Source organism: Enterobacter sp. RIT418 (assembly GCF_003057745.1).
Lineage (GTDB): Bacteria > Pseudomonadota > Gammaproteobacteria > Enterobacterales > Enterobacteriaceae > Enterobacter.
This window is the reverse complement of record NZ_QBJD02000013.1, coordinates 78,816-96,967: the sequence shown is the minus strand read 5'-3', so window position 1 is coordinate 96,967 and position 18,152 is coordinate 78,816. Positions and strand designations below refer to the sequence as shown.

At 65.5% G+C, this 18,152-nt stretch carries 1 protein-coding gene; it reads right to left on the bottom strand.

Features of this window, described 5'->3' with window-relative positions; genetic code table 11:
• Position 1: 1 nt before the first annotated feature.
• The gene (locus DBY73_RS15885) at positions 2-18,052 is read right to left on the bottom strand and encodes an Ig-like domain-containing protein (RefSeq protein ID WP_112012035.1); all 18,051 of its coding nucleotides are present in this window, start codon (positions 18,050-18,052) and stop codon (positions 2-4) included.
• Between the last annotated feature and the right edge of the window lie 100 nt (positions 18,053-18,152).

Here is an 18,152-nt window from a genome sequence, read left to right as displayed (position 1 = left end):
ACTAGACCACCAGCAGCTGATGGTTAGCCAGCAGCGTTGCCAGATCCGTTTGCACCCCGTTCAGCGTGACCACGGTGGTTGGGTCAAAGCTGCTGCCCGTTCCGTCGCGGTCAATCTGAATCTCGGTGTTACTGCCGTTTTGCACCACGCGGATATAGTCGCTGAGATTGCCCGCGCCGCTGTCCAGCGTAGCCACCCCGTTGACGTAGCTGGCCGACCCGTTACCGGTATAGCCGCTGCCCGTCAGCAGATCGCGCAGGTCAATGCGGTCGGTATCCGCGGTCCCTTCCCAGGTGCCGACGGTAAAGCCATTGACCACGTCGCTGCCGTTGCCGCCGGTGGCGTCGGAAGCATCGATCAGCTTGTAGAGCAGCGTGTCGTGGCCGCCGCTGCCGATGTTGAAGATGTCGTTGCCGCCGCGCCCCTCGAACTGGTTATCCCCGCTGTTGCCGGTAATTACGTCGTCGTGGTTTGAGCCTGCCACCCCTTCAATATTCACCAGCGTCGCGGTGTTGAAGCCGGTGTTTTGCGCCGTCGTCAGCCCCAGGTTCACCGTCACGCCCGTTCCGGCGTTAATGTAATCCACTACGTCCATACCGCCGGTGCTGCTCCAGGTGTCGTGCTCCGAGGTCGTCGTCCAGCCGCCGGAGCCGCTGTAGGTATAGGTGCCTGCTTCCGCGACGAAGGTGTCGTTATAGCCGGTCCCGACGATCGTCCCGCTGTGGCCGCCGGTGGCGGCTTCGGCGGTCAGCACGTAGCCTTCCTTACCGTTGCCCGCTTCCAGCCCGTCCCAGGTGACGTTGCTCGCGACGCCGTTGGTCGCGCGCACCAGCACCGCGTGGTAGGTCTCGTTGGCATCCAGGCCGTAGAAGCTGATCAGCGACGAGGAGTCGTTGATGCCCATCCCCGACTGCGCGTTAAGGATCTGGCTGGCCACCAGCTTGCCCGCGGAGTTGTACAGCTGAACGGTGTTGCCAAAGAAGGCGTTGATCCCTTCGCTGTCGACAATCTTCAGGTGCATCGCCGTACCCGGCTTAACGGTGTTGGTGTTGCGCTCCAGGATCACGCTGCCGTTCTGGCGGAAGATCAGCAGATCCTGCGCGCCGTCCCAGTCGTAGTCGAGCCGCGCCGCGCCGGACACCTGCGTGGAGGTGGCGGTGCTGAACTTCGAGGCCGTGAAGGTCGCCGAGCCCGCGATGCCATCGTTGGTGTAGAGCCAGGACTGCCCGCCGTTGGCCAGCTTGATGATGTCCATGTTGCCGTCCATGTTCCAGTCCACCGCCACGCTGACGTTGCCGACGAACTTGTCCGTGGTCGCCGTACCCACCGCGGTGCCCGCCAGCAGGTTGCCGGTGCCGTCGTTCAGCATCAGCACGCCGCCAGTGTTGGTGCCGCTGGAGGTGCGGTACATGCTCATATACAGATCCATGTAGCCGTCGCCGTTGAAGTCGCCCCAGGTCATGCTGACGGCGTTGCTCGCCGCGCCTGAGCCGGTGGCGCTGTACATGGTGTTGATGAAGTTCTGCCCCCAGGTAAACGAGCCGTCCCCCTGGTTGAACATCGTCGACAGCGCGAAGTTGTTGCCGCCGTTGGTGGTGTGCTGGGCAATATCCACCTTACCGTCGTTGTTTAAGTCGACGCCGGAGACTTCAATCAGGCTGTTGTAGTTCCCCACCTTCGAGCCGGACACAAAGGTGCCGTAGGTTCCGGCCTTCGAGCTGCCGACCAGCGTGCCGTTGTTGTTCAGCATAAAGGTGCTGGAGTCCGGGCCGCCCGCATCGCCCACCACAAAGTCCGTGTAGCCGTCACCCTGAATATCAATCGCCACCACCGCGCCGTACCAGACCAGCGCGCCAAAGCCGCTGAGCGCCGTCGAGGTATAGGTGCCGTCGCCGTTGTTAATCAGCTGCTGCATATAGTTGTAGTTGGTGCTTTCGGCCAGGATATCGTTCAGGCCGTCGCGGTTGATATCCGCGTACGTGCCGGAGGTATAGTTCCCCGTCATCGTAAAGTTGCTGCCCACCGTCCACGAGCTGCGGCTGTCGGCATTTGCCGAAGCAATCTGCTGGTTCGCCGTCACCGTCCACAGGCCGTCCGAATCCAGCATATAGCCCGCGGCGTTCGCCGTGGTCGCGCTGGTCGTTGTAAAGCCCACCGTGACCGACTCCTCGTTACCAATCACGATGCTGCCCGTGGTGGTGCCGGTCGTATTGCCGTTGCCCGCGCTGCTCTTCACCTGCGCCGTTACGTCATAGCTCTTCACGGTCAGCGCGTCGCCGTCCGGGATTTGCAGATACCAGGTGTTGTGGTCCGGGTCGACCACCACCGCGCCGCCCGCTTCGGAGGTGTAGGTTTTACCGTTAACGGTAACGACCAGATATTCCCCGTTGGTCAGCGCTGCCGACACGGTGCCGTTCAGAATTGGCGTCGTGTCCGGCGTCGTCAGGGTGGCAATGGTCGCCGTGGTGGTTGGGATGCTGGTATCGACCTTCAGAACAAAATCGTCCGAGTCGGTGTAGTTCCCCGCCACGTCGGTAATACGCAGCACGTAGGTGTGGTTACCGTCGTGCAGGCCGCTGTCCTGGAAGTACCAGCTGGTCGCGCCGTTCATGGTGACCTGGCCCAGCAGGACGCCGTCGCGATAAAGCTGCGCAATCTCACCGGTCGCCAGCCCCTGGTTCAGGGTGCCGCTGATGAGCGGCGTGGTGTCGTCCGTCGAGACGTTTTCACCAAAGACCCCGGTACGCTCGCCGTCGTTATCGGTATAGCTGACGATCGTGCCCTTCGTCACCGGCGGGGTGGTGTCTACCGTCACCACCTGCTGCGCGGTGGAGCCGACGTTGCCCGCCTGGTCGATGATGCGTACCTGATAGGTGTAATCATTGTCGGTCAGCGTGCGGGTATCGGTGTAGGTCCACTGGGTATGGTTCACCGTGACGTCAATCCACGTCGCGCCGCCGTCCAGGCTGATCTGCACCCGCTCGTCGCCCGCCAGCTCGTTACCGAGCGTGCCGCGCACGGTCAGCGAGGTATCGTTAGTAATGAAGTCGCTGCCGGACTGCCCGGTATCGTCGCTGATGGCGTCAATGGTGATGCCGTACTGCGGCGCCCTGGTGTCCACGGTGACCGTCTGCGAGGTGGTAGCCCCGACGTTGCCCGCCTGATCCACCACGCGAACCTGATAGTCGTGCTCCCCGTCGGCAAGCGTGCGCGTGTCGGTGTAGCTCCAGCTCGTGCCGTTCACCTTCGCATAAACCCAGGTCGCGCCGCCGTCGAGGCTAACCTGCACGTACTCGTTGTTGCCCAGCGCCGCGCCGAGCGTGCCGTTCAGCGTGTACGAGGTTTGGCTGGTCAGGAAGTCGTTGTCGTCAAAACCGGTATCAACGGTGATGTTATCCACGGTCACGGTGATCGCCGCGTCCGGCGCAACGGTATCCACCGTCACCTGCTGGTGAGCAGATTCGCCCACGTTGCCGGCCGCATCAATCACGCGCACCCAGTAGTCGTAGGTCTGGTTGCCCAGCGTACGACCATCGACGTAGTACCAGGTCTTGCCGACCACGATGACGTTCTGCCAGGTGCTGCCGCCGTCAAGGCTGATCTGCACGCCTTCGCCGTCGGCCAGCGTCGCGCCGAGGGAGCCGTGCAGCGTCAGCGAGGTGTCGTTGGTCACGAAGTCGCTGTTGCTCAGGCCCGTATCGTCGCTGATGCTGTCGATAGAGACGGTTTTGCTGGCGTCCGGCGCAACGGTATCGATGGTCACCACCTGATTAGCGGTGGCGCTGACGTTGCCCGCGTCGTCGATCACGCGCAGCTGGTAGTTGTAGTCGCCGTCGGCCAGCGTCCGGCCATCGACGTAGGTCCAGGTCAGCCCGCTGACGTTGACGTCAATCCAGGTCGTCCCGCCGTCAATGCTGATCTGCGCGTGATCGCCGCGCCCCAGCGCCGCGCCGAGCGTGCCGTTCAGCGTGATCTGGTTATCGCTGGTGATGAAGTCGCTGCCGGACAGCCCGGTATCCTGCGTGACGGCATCCACGGTGATGGTGGTTGCCGCAGGCGCGGTCAGATCGAGCACCACGTCCTGGCTGTCGGTCGCGCCAACGTTGCCCGCGTTATCAATCACGCGGACCTGATACTGGTACGTACCGTCGGTTAAGGTGCGGCCGTCGGCGTAACGCCAGGTGGTGCCAGTCACCGTCAGGTCAATCCAGGTCGCGCCGCCGTCGAGGCTGATCTGCGCCTTCTCGTTGTTGCCGAGCTGCGCCGTCAGCGAGCCGTTAATCACCACGTTTTTGTCGCCGGTGATGAAATCGCTCGCGCTCAGGCCGGTGTCGTTTTGCAGCGAGTCGATGCTGATGCCCATCGACGGCGGGGTCAAATCGACCGTGACCGTATGGTCCGCGCTCGCGCCGTTGCCGATCGCGTTGCTGACCTGGGCGTTAATCACGTAAGCGCCGCCGTCCGCGAGCGCCGTCACGTCCGCGCTGCCAACGGTATAGCTCCAGCTGCCGTCGCTCTGTACGGTCGTGGTGTAGGTTTTGCCGTTCAGCGTAATGGTCACCGTCTGGCCCGCTGGCGCGCTGGTCGTACCGCTGACGACCAGCGGCGTGCCGTGCTCCGCGGCATTCACGATGTCGTCCTGCGCAAAGGTATTGATAGCAATCGTCGGCACGTCGCCGCTCAGCGTGACGTCGTGCGTCGCGCTGCCCGGGTTGCCTGCCTTATCGGCCACCGATGCGGTAATCGTGTATTTACCGTCGGTCAGCCCCACCAGATCGTGCCCTTCCACGAAGACCGACCACGTGCCGTCCGCGCCAACGGTGGCCTGGTAGCTGTGGCCGTTAAAGGTCACGATCACCGTTTGCCCCTGCTCGGCGGTAGTGGTCCCGCTGACGGTTTGTCCCGCCTGCTGTTCCGCGTTGTTGACGATGTTGTCGTCCGCCACCGTATTGATGGTGACGGTTGGCGCGACGGTATCTACCGTCAGGGTGTGCGAGGCGCTGCCGCCGTTGCCCGCCCTGTCGTTAACCGAGGCGGTTACGGTGAGCGCGCCCTGGCTCAGAGAGGCGAGATCGGCCGCCGGAACGTCCAGCGTCCAGGTGCCGTCGGCCTTCACCAGCGCGGTGTAGGTTTTGCCGCCGAGGGTGACGGTGACCGTCTGCCCGGCCTCCGCGCTGCTCGAACCGTGCACGGTCAGCGGCTGCTGTGCTTCCGCCGCGTTGAGCATATCGTCGCCGGAGATCGCCGCGATGCTGACCACCGGCGGGGTGGCGTCCACGCTGACGCCGTGCGTCGCCGACGCGCTGTTGCCCGCGCTGTCCTGCGCCGACGCGGTGACCTGATAGCTTGAGCCGTCCGCCAGGGCACCCACGTCCGCTGCCGGAACCGTCGTGCTCCAGGAACCGTCGCTCTGCACCGTCGCCGTGTAGGACTTGCCGTTCAGCATCACCGTCACCTTCGTGCCGCTGGCGAACTGGGCGCTGGAACCGCTGATGACCAGCGAGCTGCCCGCTTCGGCGGCGTTAATCACGTCGTCGCCGCTAATGGTGTTAACGGTCAGCGCAACCGCGGCGGTATTGACCATCACGTCGTGGGTCTGGGTGCTGCTGTTGCCCGCGCCGTCGGTGATGGTCGCGCTGATGGTCACTTTACCGTCCGCCAGGGCCGAGATGACGCTGGCCGGAACGCCCACGCTCCAGCTGCCGCTGGCGTCAACGGTGGTGGTGTACTGCTTGCCGCCAATCGTAACGACCAGCTTATCGCCCGCGGATGCGCCGGTGGCGGTGCCGCTCACGATCTGCGCCTGCCCGTGCTCCACGCCGTTGATCACGTCGTCACCCGCCACGGCGTTGAAGCTGATGGTTGGCGGCGTGGTGTCAAGGGTAATGGCCTTACTGGCGCTGCCCGGGTTGCCCGCCGCGTCGCTGACGCTCACCTGCACGGTGTAGCCGCTGTCGGCCAGCGCCGCCAGGTCGTCCGCCGGAACGTCAACGCGCCACGCGCCGCCCTGCCCGACCTGCGCGGTGTACGATTTGCCGCCCAGGGTCACGGTGACCGTCTGGCCCACTTCCGCGGTGGTGGTACCGGCGATCGCTACGCCCGCCGCCGCTTCGTCGCGGTTGATGGTGTTGTCCGCCGCAATAGCGTCAATCGTCACCGTTGGCGCCGTCGCGTCCACGCTGTACTCGCGGCCTGCGGACGCACCGTTGCCGTTGACGTTGGTCACGCTCACCTGCACGCTGGCGTCGCCGTCCTTCAGCCCCGCCAGATCCGCCGACGGCACGGTGGCCGTCCACTTGCCGTCCGCGTCGACCTTCGCGGTGTAGGTCTTGCCGCCGAAGGTAATGGTAACGGTCTGATCCTCTTCCACGTTGGTGGTGAGACCGGACAGCACCAGATCCGCGCCTTTTTCCGCCGCGTTAATCACGTCGTCGGTGGCGATGGCGTTAATGCTGATGGCGACCGCCGCCAGATCCACCGTCACGTCGTGGCTGATGGTGACCGGGTTGCCCGCGGTGCTCTGGCCCGCCACGGTAATCGTCAGGTTGCCCGCCGCCAGCGCGCCCACGTCCGCAGACGGAACCGCCGCGCTCCAGGTGCCGTTCGCCAGCACGGTCGCCGCATAGGTTTTGCCGTTGACGGTCACGGTCAGGGCGGTGCCCGCCGTCAGGCCGTCGCTGCTGCCGGTAACGATCAGGTTCTGCCCGTGCTCGATGCTGTTGATCACGTCGTCGCCCGCAACCACGTCCACGCGCAGGCCCGGCAGGTTGGCGTCGATGGTGATGTCGCGCTCGCCGCTGCCGGTGTTGCCGTGGCCGTTAGTCACGCTCGCGGTCACGGTCAGATCGCCGTTGCCGAGCGCCTTCAGCACGTCAGCCGGAACGTTCACCGTCCAGGTCAGATCGCTCTGCACAACGGCGGTGTAGGTGTTGCCGCCGATCTTCACGGTCACGGTGTTGCCCGCTTCCGCGTGGGCAACCCTGCCGCTGATGCTTTGATCCACCGCCACCTCGGCGGCGTTGATGATGTTATCCGTGGCGATGGCATTGATCGTCACGGTCGGCAGGGCGGTATCCACCTGCAGGTTCGCGGTGCTGCTGATGCCGTTGCCCACGCCGTTAGTCGCCGCCGCGCTCAGGGTGTAGTTCGCCTCGCCCAGCGCCGCCAGATCCGCCGCCGGCACCGTCAGGCTCCAGCTGCCGTCCGCCGCCGTGGTGGCGGTGTAGTGCTTGCCGTTCAGGGTCACGGTGACGGTGGTGCCCGCGCTCAGGTTGGCGCTGGTGCCGCTCACGCTCAGATCCTGGCCTTTTTCCACCGCGTTCAGCACGTTATCGCCGGAAATCGCGTCGACGTTCAGCGACGGCAGGCCGGTCTCCACGGTCACGTCGTGGGTGCCGCTGCCGGTGTTGCCCGCCGCGTCGGTCACGCTGACGCTGACCGTCACCTTGCCGTCGGAGAGCGCGGAAATCACGCTCGCCGGCACGCCGACGCTCCAGTTCCCCGCCGCGTCCAGCACGGTGGTGTAGTCCTTGCCGCCAATGCTCACGGTGACCTTATCACCCGCCGCCGCGCCGGTCGCCGAGCCGCTGATAATCTGCGCCTGGCCGTGCTCGGTGGCGTTGATCACGTCGTCTTCCGCGATGGCGTTGATGGTCACCACCGGAACGGTCACGTCCACCGTGACGTTATGGTTAGCCGAGGCCGGGTTGCCCGCCTTGTCAGAAACGGAGGCGGTAATCGTCGCCGTGCCGTCCGCCAGCGCGCCGACGTCCGCCGCCGGAACATCCAGCGTCCAGCCGCCGTCCGCACCCACCTTCGCGGTATAGGTTTTGCCGTTCAGGCTGACGGTCACCGTCTGGCCCGCTTCGGCCGTGCTGGTGCCGCTGATGGTCAGATCCGCTTTCGCTTCCGCCGCGTTGAGCACGTCGTCTCCGGCAACGGTGTGGATTGTCACAACGGGTGCGGTCGCATCCACGCTGTACTCGCGTCCTGCGGAGGCGCCGTTGCCGTTCACGTTGGTCACGCTCACCTGCACGCTGGCGTCGCCGTCCTTCAGCCCCGCCAGATCCGCCGACGGCACGGTGACCGTCCACCTGTCGTTCGCGTCGACCTTCGCGGTATAAATCTTACCGCCCATGCTCACGGTCACGGTCTGGCCCGCCTCGACGTTAAGCGTCGTGCCGGACAGCACCAGATCCGCGCCTTTTTCCGCGGCGTTGATCGCGTCGTCGGTGGCGATGGCGTCGATGCTGATGGCGACCGTCGCCAGATCCACGGTCACGTCGTGGGTGATGGTGACAGGGTTACCCGCCGCGCTGTCGCCGGAGACGGTGATTTTTACCGTGCCTTCAGCCCACGCGCCCACGTCCGCAGACGGAACCGCCGCGCGCCAGGTGCCGTCCGCGAGGACGGTCGCCGGATAGGTTTTGCCGTTGACGGTCACGGTCAGGGCGGTGCCCGCCGTCAGGCCGTCGCTGCTGCCGGTAACGATCAGGTTCTGACCGTGCTCGATGCTGTTGATCACGTCGTCGCCCGCCACGGTGTCCACGCGCAGGCCCGGCAGGTTGGCGTCGATGGTGATGTCGCGCTCGCCGCTGCCGGTGTTGCCGTGGCCGTTGGTGACCGTCGCAACGATCGACAGGCTGCCGTTGCCCAGCGCCTTAAGATCGTCCGCGGAGACGTCAACCTTCCAGGTCAGATCGCTCTGCACGGTGGTGGTGTAGGTATTGCCGCCGATCTTCACGGTCACGGTGTTGCCCGCTTCCGCGTGGGCAACCCTGCCGCTGACGGTCTGATCCACCGCCACTTCGGCGGCGTTGATCACGTTATCGCCCGCCACGGTGCTGATGGTCACGGTCGGCAGGGCGGTATCCACCTGCAGGTTCGCGGTGCTGCTGATGCCGTTGCCGACGCCGTTGGTCGCCGCCGCGCTCAGGGTGTAGTTCGCCTCGCCCAGCGCCGCCAGATCCGCCGCCGGCACCGTCAGGCTCCAGCTGCCGTCCGCCGCCGTGGTGGCGGTGTAGTGCTTGCCGTTCAGGGTCACGGTGACGGTGGTGCCCGCGCTCAGGTTGGCGCTGGTGCCGCTCACGCTCAGATCCTGACCTTTTTCCACCGCGTTCAGCACGTTATCGCCGGAAATCGCGTCAAAGTTCAGCGACGGCAGGCCGGTCTCCACGGTCACGTCGTGGGTGCCGCTGCCGGTGTTGCCCGCCGCGTCGGTTACGCTGACGCTGACCGTCACCTTGCCGTCGGAGAGTGCGGAAATCACGCTCGCCGGCACGCCGACGCTCCAGTTACCCGCCGCGTCCAGCACGGTGGTGTAGTCCTTGCCGCCAATGCTCACGGTGACCTTATCACCCGCCGCCGCGCCGGTCGCCGAGCCGCTGATAATCTGCGCCTGGCCGTGCTCGGTGGCGTTGATCACGTCGTCTTCCGCGATGGTGTTGATGGTCACCACCGGAACGGTCACGTCCACCGTGACGTTGTGGTTAGCCGAGGCCGGGTTGCCCGCCTTGTCGCTCACGGAGGCGGTGATCGTCGCCGTGCCGTCCGCCAGCGCGCCGACGTCCGCCGCCGGTACGTCCAGCGTCCAGCCGCCGTCCGCGCCCACCTTCGCGGTGTAGGTTTTGCCGTTCAGGGTCACGGTCACCGTCTGGCCCGCTTCGGCCGTGCTGGTGCCGCTGATGGTCAGATCCGCTTTCGCTTCCGCCGCGTTGAGCACGTCGTCTCCGGCAATCGTGCCGATGGTGACGGACGGCGCGGTGGCGTCCACGCTGTATTCACGGCCTGCGGACGCACCGTTGCCGTTCACGTTGCTCACGCTGACCTGCACGCTGGCGTCGCCGTCCTTCAGCCCCGCCAGGTCCGCCGACGGCACGGTGGTGGTCCACTTGCCGTCCGCGTCGACCTTGGCGGTGTAGGTTTTGCCGCCGAAGGTAATGGTGACGGTCTGATTCTCTTCCACCTGCGCGGTGGTGCCGGAGAGGACCAGATCGGTTCCTTTCTCCGCGGCGTTGATCACGTCGTCAGAGGTGATGGCGTCGATGCTGATGGCAACCGCCGCCAGATCCACCGTCACGTCGTGGCTGATGGTGACCGGGTTGCCCGCGGTGCTCTGGCCCGCCACGGTAATCGTCACGCTGCCCGCCGCCAGCGCGCCCACGTCCGCAGACGGAACCGCCGCGCGCCAGGTACCGTCCGCCAGCACGGTCGCCGCATAGGTTTTGCCGTTGACGGTCACGGTCAGGGCGGTGCCCGCCGTCAGGCCGTCGCTGCTGCCGGTAACGATCAGGTTCTGGCCGTGCTCGATGCTGTTGATCACGTCGTCGCCCGCCACCACGTCCACGCGCAGGCCCGGCAGGTTGGCGTCAATGGTAATGTCACGATCCGCCGAGCCGGTGTTGTTCACGCCGTTGGTGACGCTCGCGGTGACGGTCAGATCGCCGTCGCCCAGCGCCTTGAGATCGTCCGCGGAGACGTCCACCTTCCAGGTCAGATCGCTCTGCACGGTGGTGGTATAGGTTTTGCCGCCCACGGTCACCGTTACGGTGTTGCCCGCTTCGGCGTTGATGACCTTGCCGCTGATGGTCTGGCCCGCGCCCACTTCGCCCGCGTTGATCACGTCGTCCGTGGCGATGGCGTTGATGGTCACGCCAGGCAGCACGGACTCCACGGTCACGGTATGCGACGCGCTGCCGCTGTTGCCCACCGCGTCGGTCGCCGTGGCGGTAATCGCGTAGAGCGCTTCGCCCAGGCCGGAAACCTGGTCGGCCGGTACGGTGGTGGTCCACTTGCCGCTGCCGTCCACCGTCGCGCTGTAGGCTTTGCCGTTCAGCATCACCGTGACGACGGCGCCCGACGCAAGGCCGGTCGCCGTGCCGCTAATGACCAGATTCTGCGTCTTCTCAACGCTGTTGATCACGTCGTCGCCGGAGACGGTGTCGATGGTCAGCACCGGGGCGGTCAGGTTCACGTTGATGTCGTGCGTTTCGCTGTCGCTGTTCCCCGCCCTGTCGGTGACGGTGGCGGTGATGGTGTAATCCCCGGCGACCAGCGCGCCAACGTCGGCAGCCGGTACCCCGATGGTCCAGTTGCCCGCCGCGTCCAGCGTCGCGGTGTAGGATTTATTGTTGAGGGTCACGGTCACCACGTCGCCCGCCTGTGCGCCGGTGGCGCTGCCGCTAACGGTCAGCGCCTGGCCGTGCTCAACGCTGTTGATCACGTCATCGTCGGAGACGCGGTTGATGGTGAGCTGCGGCACGGTAGTGTCCACCAGCACGTCGCGCGCGGTGGAGGCCGGGTTGCCCGCCTTGTCCGCCACCGATGCCCCGATGGTGTAGCTGCCGTCCGCCAGCGCGCCGACGTCCGCCGCCGGGACGTCCAGCGTCCAGCTGCCGTCCGCGCCCACGGTCGTGGTCCAGGATTTGCTGCCAAGGGTGACGGTCACCGTCTGGCCCGCTTCGGCATTGCTGGTGCCGTGAATGGTGAGATCGGACTGCGCTTCCTGCGCGTTGACAATATTGTTATCGCTGACGATATCAATCACCACGGACGGCGCGGTGGCGTCCACGCTGTACTCGCGGCCCGCCGAGGCGCTGTTGCCGTTCACGTTGCTCACGCTCACCTGCACGCTGGCGTCGCCGTCCTTCAGACCCGCCAGATCCGCCGACGGCACGGTAGTCGTCCACTTGCCTTCCGCGTCCACCTTCGCGGTGTAGGTTTTCCCGCCGAAGGTGATGGTGACGGTCTGGTTTTCTTCCACGTTGGCGGTGAGGCCCGAAAGCACCAGGTCCGCGCCTTTCTCCGCCGCGTTGATTACGTCGTCGGTTGCGATGGCGTTCACGCTGATGGCCACGTCGGCCAGATCGACGGTCACGCCGTGGCCGATAGAGACCGGATTGCCCGCGCTGCTCTGGCCTTCAACGGTAATGACCAGCTTGCCCGCCGCCAGCGCGCCCACGTCCGCAGCCGGAACCGCCGCGACCCAGGTGCCGTCCGCCAGCACCACGGCCGGGTAGGTTTTGCCGTTGACGGTGACGGTCAGCGCCGTGCCCGCCGTCAGGCCGTCGCTGCTGCCGGTGATAATCAGGTTCTGCCCGTGCTCGATGCTGTTGATCACGTCGTCGCCTGCCACGGTATCCACGCGCAGGCCCGGCAGGTTAGCGTCGATGGTGATATCGCGATCGCCGCTGCCGGCGTTGCCGTGGCCGTTGGTCACGCTCGCGGTGACGGACAGGTCGCCGTTGCCCAGCGCCTTGAGGTCGTCCGCGGAGACGTCAACCTTCCAGGTCAGATCGCTCTGCACGGTGGTGGTGTAGGTGTTGCCGCCAAGGGTGACCGTCACGGTGTTGCCCGCTTCGGCGTTTGCTACCCTGCCGCTGATGGTCTGACCCGCCGCCAGCTCCTGGGCGTTAATTACGTCGTCGGTAGCAATGGCGTTGATGGTGACGACCGGCAGGGCGCTGTCCACCTGCACATGATGCGCGGCGCTGGTGCTGTTGCCCGCCTCGTCGGTCACGGAGGCGCTCACGGTGTAGTTCGCTTCGCCAAGCCCGCCGACGGCGGAGGCCGGAACGGTCACGCTCCAGCTGCCGTCGGCCGCCGTGGTGGCGGAGTAGCTGATGCCGTTCAGGGTTACCGTCACGGTGATGCCCTGCGGCTGGTTGCTGGTGCCGGAAAGCACCAGGTCGGCCCCTTTCTCGAGGGCGTTAATCACGTCATCACCGGCGATGGTGTTGATGGCGAGCGTCGGCGCGGTCAGGGCGACGCCGAGATCGTGCTGTGCGCTGCCGCTGTTGCCCGCCCTGTCCGTCACCGTCGCGGTCAGGGTGTAGTTGGTATTGGCCAGCGCCCCGACGTCCGCGGCCGGAACGCCCACGCTCCAGCTGCCCGCCGCGTCGAGAATGGCGGTGTAGTCTTTACCGTTCAGGTTCACGGTCACCACGTCGCCCGCCTGCGCGCCCGTCACCTTCCCGGAAACGATCAGCGCCTGGCCGTGCTCGGCAAGGTTAATCACGTCGTCCGCGAGGGTGTCGAAGGTGATTTTCGGCACGGTGATGTCCACCAGCACCGAGGCATTGGCGCTGGCCGGGTTGCCCGCCTTGTCGCTCACGGAGGCGGTAATGGCCGCATTGCCGTCGGCGATGCCCGCCATATCCGCCGCCGGAACGTTCAGCGACCAGGTGCCGTCCGCCTGCACCTGCGCGGTGTACTGCTTGCCGTTGAAGGCAACGGTGACGGTTTGTCCCGCCTGCGCGCTGGAGGTGCCGCTCAGGGTCAGATCGGCCCCGGCCTCCGCGGCGTTCAGCATGTTGTCGCCGCTGACGGTATCAATGGTAACCGCTGGCGCGGTCGCGTCCACGCTGTACTCGCGGCCCGCGGATGCGCCGTTGCCGTTCACGTTGCTCACGCTCACCTGCACGCTGGCGTCGCCGTCCTTCAGCCCCGCCAGATCCGCCGACGGCACGGTAGTCGTCCACTTGCCTTCCGCGTCCACCTTCGCGGTGTAGGTTTTCCCGCCGAAGGTCACGCTTACGGTCTGCCCCGCTTCCACGTTCGCCGTGGTGCCGGACAGCACCAGATTCTGGCCTTTTTCCGCCGCGTTGATCGCGTCGTCGGTGGCGATGGCGTCAATGCTAATCGCGACCGGCGCCAGGTCGACGTCGACGATGGTACCGATGTTCACCGGGTTCTGGGCGCTGTCCTGGGCGCTGGCGGTAATCGTCAGCTTGCCGTCGGCCCACTGGCCCACGTCCGCCGCCGGAATTGCCGCCTGCCAGGTGCCGTCCGCCAGCACGGTGGCCGGGTAGCCTTTGCCGTTCACGTTGACGGTGACGATGCTGCCCGCCGCCAGATCGGTGCTGGAACCGGAGATAATCAGGTTCTGGCCGTGCTCGATGATGTTGATCACGTCATCGCCCGCCACGGTGTCGAAGCGCAGGCCCGGCAGCTGGGCGTCAATGGTGATATCCAGCGTGGAGGAACCGGTATTGCCGTGGGCGTTGGTGACGCTCGCCGTCACGGTCAGCTCGCCGTTGCCCAGCGCGGTAAGCTGTGCTTGAGTCAGCGGCAGGCTCCAGGTGAGATCGCTCTGCACCACGGCGGTGTAGGTTTTGCCGCCGAGCGTCACGGTGACCGTATCGCCCGCCGCCGCGTTGCTGACCTTCCCGGTCAGCGCCTGGCCCGCGGCCACTTCCGCCGCGTTGACGATGTTGTCGCCCGCCAGGGTGTTAATGGTCACTACCGGCAGGGAGCTGTCCACCAGCACGTCGTGGCTGGCAGAGGCGGTATTGCCGACGCTGTCCGTGACGCTGGCGGTAACGGTATAGCTCGCTTCGCCCAGCGCGCCCACGGCGGAGGCCGGCACGTTGACGCTCCAGCTGCCGTCAGCCGCCGTGGTGGCGGTGTAGTGGATGCCGTTGAGGGTGAGCGTAATGGTCGTGCCCTGCGGCTGGTTGCTGGTGCCGGAGAGGCGCAGATCGGCCCCTTTTTCGCTGGCGTTAATCACGTCATCCGCGGCCAGCGTGTCGATAGCAATGACTGGCGTAGAGGTGTTCACCACCACGTCCAGCGAGCCGCTGCCGGTGTTGCCCGATTTATCCGTCACGGTGACGCTGACCGGCCAGGTGCCGTCCGCCAGCCCCTGCACGACGGACGCAGGCAGGCCCAGGCTCCAGCGGCCCGCCGCGTCGACCACCGTGGTGTAGTCCACGTTATTGATGGTAATCGTGACGCGATCGCCCGCGTCCGCGCCGGTGACGGAGCCGCTCAGGATCTGCGCCTGCGAATGGGCGATGTGGTTGATGGTGTTGGTGCTGGTGACGAAATCATCGATCGTCACCTGCGGCACGGTGGCGTCCACCAGCCCGATGCGGTCGACGCTGCTGCCGTTGCCCGCCACGTCGCTAACGCTGGCGGTCACCGTTACCTTGCCGTCGGCCAGCGCGCCCACGTCGGCCGCCGGCACGTCCAGCTGCCAGGTTCCGCCGCTTTGCACCGTCGTCGTGTACTGCTTGCCGTTGAGGGTCACGGTGACGGTCTGGCCCACTTCGGCAGTGGTGGTTCCGCTCACCGTGAGCGGCTGCTGCGCTTCGGCGGCGTTAATGATGTTGTCGGACGTCAGGTTGTCGAGGGTGATGGCCGGCGGCTGGGTATCTACCACAACCACGCGCGAGGCGTCGGCGCTGTTGCCGCTAACGTTGGTGACGCTCACGCTAATCTGCGCGCGGCCGTCGCTCAGGCCGTCCATCGCGGCCGCGGGAACGATCAGGCTCCAGCTTCCGTCCTGCTGGACCTGCGCGGTGAAGGTCTGGTCGGCGAATTTCACCACCACGGTCTGGCCCGCCTCCACGCACTGCGTTTTGCCGGAGAGCGTCAGGTCGGCCCCCTTCTCGGCGGCGTTGATCATGTCGTCCGCGCTCACCGTGTCCACGGTCACCGCCACGGCGTTAAGATCCAGCGCGATGTGGTGGTCGGCAGAGGCTTCGTTGCCCCACGTGTCTTTGGCGTAAATTTTTACGTCAACATCGCCCGCCGCCCAGTTCTGCAGATCCGCCGCCGGAACGCCGATCTGCCAGCTGCCGCTGGCCGTAATGACCGCCGGGTAGTCAATGCCGTTGATGGTGACGGTGACCTGCGCGCCTGCGGCCAAATGGCTGCTGGTGCCGGTGACGGTTAAATCCTGCTGCTGTTCGATGGCGTTGATCACGTCATCGCCGGAAATGGTGTTCACCCGCAGGCCCGGCTGGTTGGCGTTGATGTTGATATCGCGCTCGCCGGTGCCGGTGTTGCCGTGGGCGTTAGTGACCGAGGCCGTGAAGGTGAGATCGCCGTCGCCGAACTGGGTCAGGTCCGCGGACGGAACGGTGACGCTCCAGGTCAGATCGCTGCCGACCTTCGCGGTGTAGGTTTTGCCGCCCGCGCTGATGGTGACGGTATCGCCCGCCGCCGCGCCGGTGACGCGCCCGCTCAGGACCTGGTCGACGCTCACTTCGCTGCTGTTGACCAGGTTATCGCCCGCGAAGGTGTTAATAATCACCTGCGGAAGCGCGGTATCGACCAGCAGGTTCGCTTCGGCGGAGCCGGTATTGCCGACGCTGTCGGTGCCGCTGACGCTCACGGTGTACAGCGTGTTCGCCAGGTTAATCACGTCCGTGACCGGCACGTTAACCGACCAGACGCCGTTCGTCACGGTTGCCGGATAGCCCACACCGTTCAGGGTGACGGTAATCGCGCTGCCGTCCGGCAGATTGCTGGTGCCGCTTAAGGCCAGCGGCTGCATCGCCTCCTGGGCGTTCAGCACGTTGTCCTGGCTCAGGGCGTCGATGGTGAATTCCGGCGGGTTGCCGCTCAGGGTCACGCCGTGCGTGGCGCTGCCCGTGTTGCCCGCCGCGTCGGTGACGGTCACGGAGAAGGTGTGTCCACCTTCGCCCAGGGCGCTGATGCCGGATGCCGGAACGCCAACGCTCCAGCTGCCGTCTGCCTGCACGACGCCGGTATAGGTTTTACCGCCGAGCGTCAACGTCACCACGTCGCCCGCCGCCGCGCCGCTGGCGTGGCCGGTAATGATTTGTGCGTGGCCCTGCTCGGTGGCGTTGAGGATGTCGTCGCCCGCCACGCTGTTAATGGTCACCACCGGCGCGGCGGTGTCCACGCTGAACTCCGCGGAGGTGGACGTGCCGTTCCCCGCCTTGTCGCTGACGTTCACCGTCAGGGTGTGATCGCCGTCGGCCAGCGCCTTAACGTCGCTGGCGCTCAGGGTGACGGACCATTTGCCGTCGCTGCCCACGGTGGCGGTGTGATTTTTGCCGTTGAGGGTTACGGTGACGATCTGCCCGGCTTCGGCGTTGGTTTTCCCGGCGATCGTCAGCGGCTGGCCGTGTTCGGCGGCGTTAACAATATTGTCCTGTGCGATGGCGTCGACGGAGATCGTTGGCGCGGCGGTATCGACGGTGAGCGTCTGGCTGCCGGTGACGGTGTTCCCCGCCGCGTCTTTGCCGCTCACGGTGGCGGTCCAGGTGCCGTCGCCCAGCGCGGCCGCGTCGGCGGCCGGCACCTTCACGCTCCACGCGCCGTTTGCGCCCACTTCCGCGGCGTAGGTTTTGCCGTTCAGGGTTACGGTCAGGGCGGTGCCCGCGGCCAGGTTTTTGCTCGCGCCGGACAGGGTAAAGCCCGCCGACTGCTCGCTGGAGTTAATGACGTTATCCCCTGCCGTTGTCGCCAGCGTGACGGTGGCGTCGGCGGTGGAAACGGTCACGGTAATGCTGCCCGCCTGGGTGGTTTTGCTGCCGTCGATCTGCACCACGGACCAGGTGTGCTCGCCGTCGGTCTGGGTCGGCAGTTTTACCGTCCACGCGCCGTTTGAGCCCACCATGGTGCTGGCGATGGTGCTGCCGCTGGCGTCTTTAATCTGGATGGTTGCGCCCGGCTGCCCGGTTCCGCTAAAGGTTGGGGTATTATCGTCGGTGATCTCTTTCGCCGTCAGCACGCCCTGCTTATCACCCGCTTTGTCCGTCACCAGGAAGGTTGGCTTCGCGCTTTCAACTTCCTTCGTGTTGTCGATCACTTCGGTTTTGGTGTCGCCGTCGCCGCCGTGCGCGAGAAGCGCGCCAATCGCGCCGCCGCCGAGCGCCGCACCGGCAAGCCAGCCCCACGGCGCATCGCCGAGCACGCTCTCCTGTGCGAGGAACGGCTCAATACTGCTGATTGGCGTTGCCTGCGCGGTGAGTTCGGTCATCGCCAGGCCGCTGGCTTCGCCCGTATCCGCGAAGGAGATATGCGTCAGTTCCTGCTGGTCGTTAAACACCAGTTCGGAGTGGTTTTTACCCTCAGGATCGTCAAGAATATAGTTATTGCATCGAATAACGCTGCCATCTTTCATATAAATCAGCAGGTCCTTACCCTGGCGCATATAGCGCGCCACGTCCTGGGCAGAACCGTGAATTTCAATAACGCTCGGTGAGGCCACGGATACGGAAAGATTTCCCTCTCCCGTCAGTACCGTTTTTTCAGCCGTTTTACGAATGATGACATCAACAATCTTAACGTGACTCATTTTTTAGACTCCTTGCAGGCGTACGCGTCAGGCAGATATTTCCGACCGACGGATATTGTCGTCCCTGGGAAATAATCCCATACGATACGGTTTTATTTTT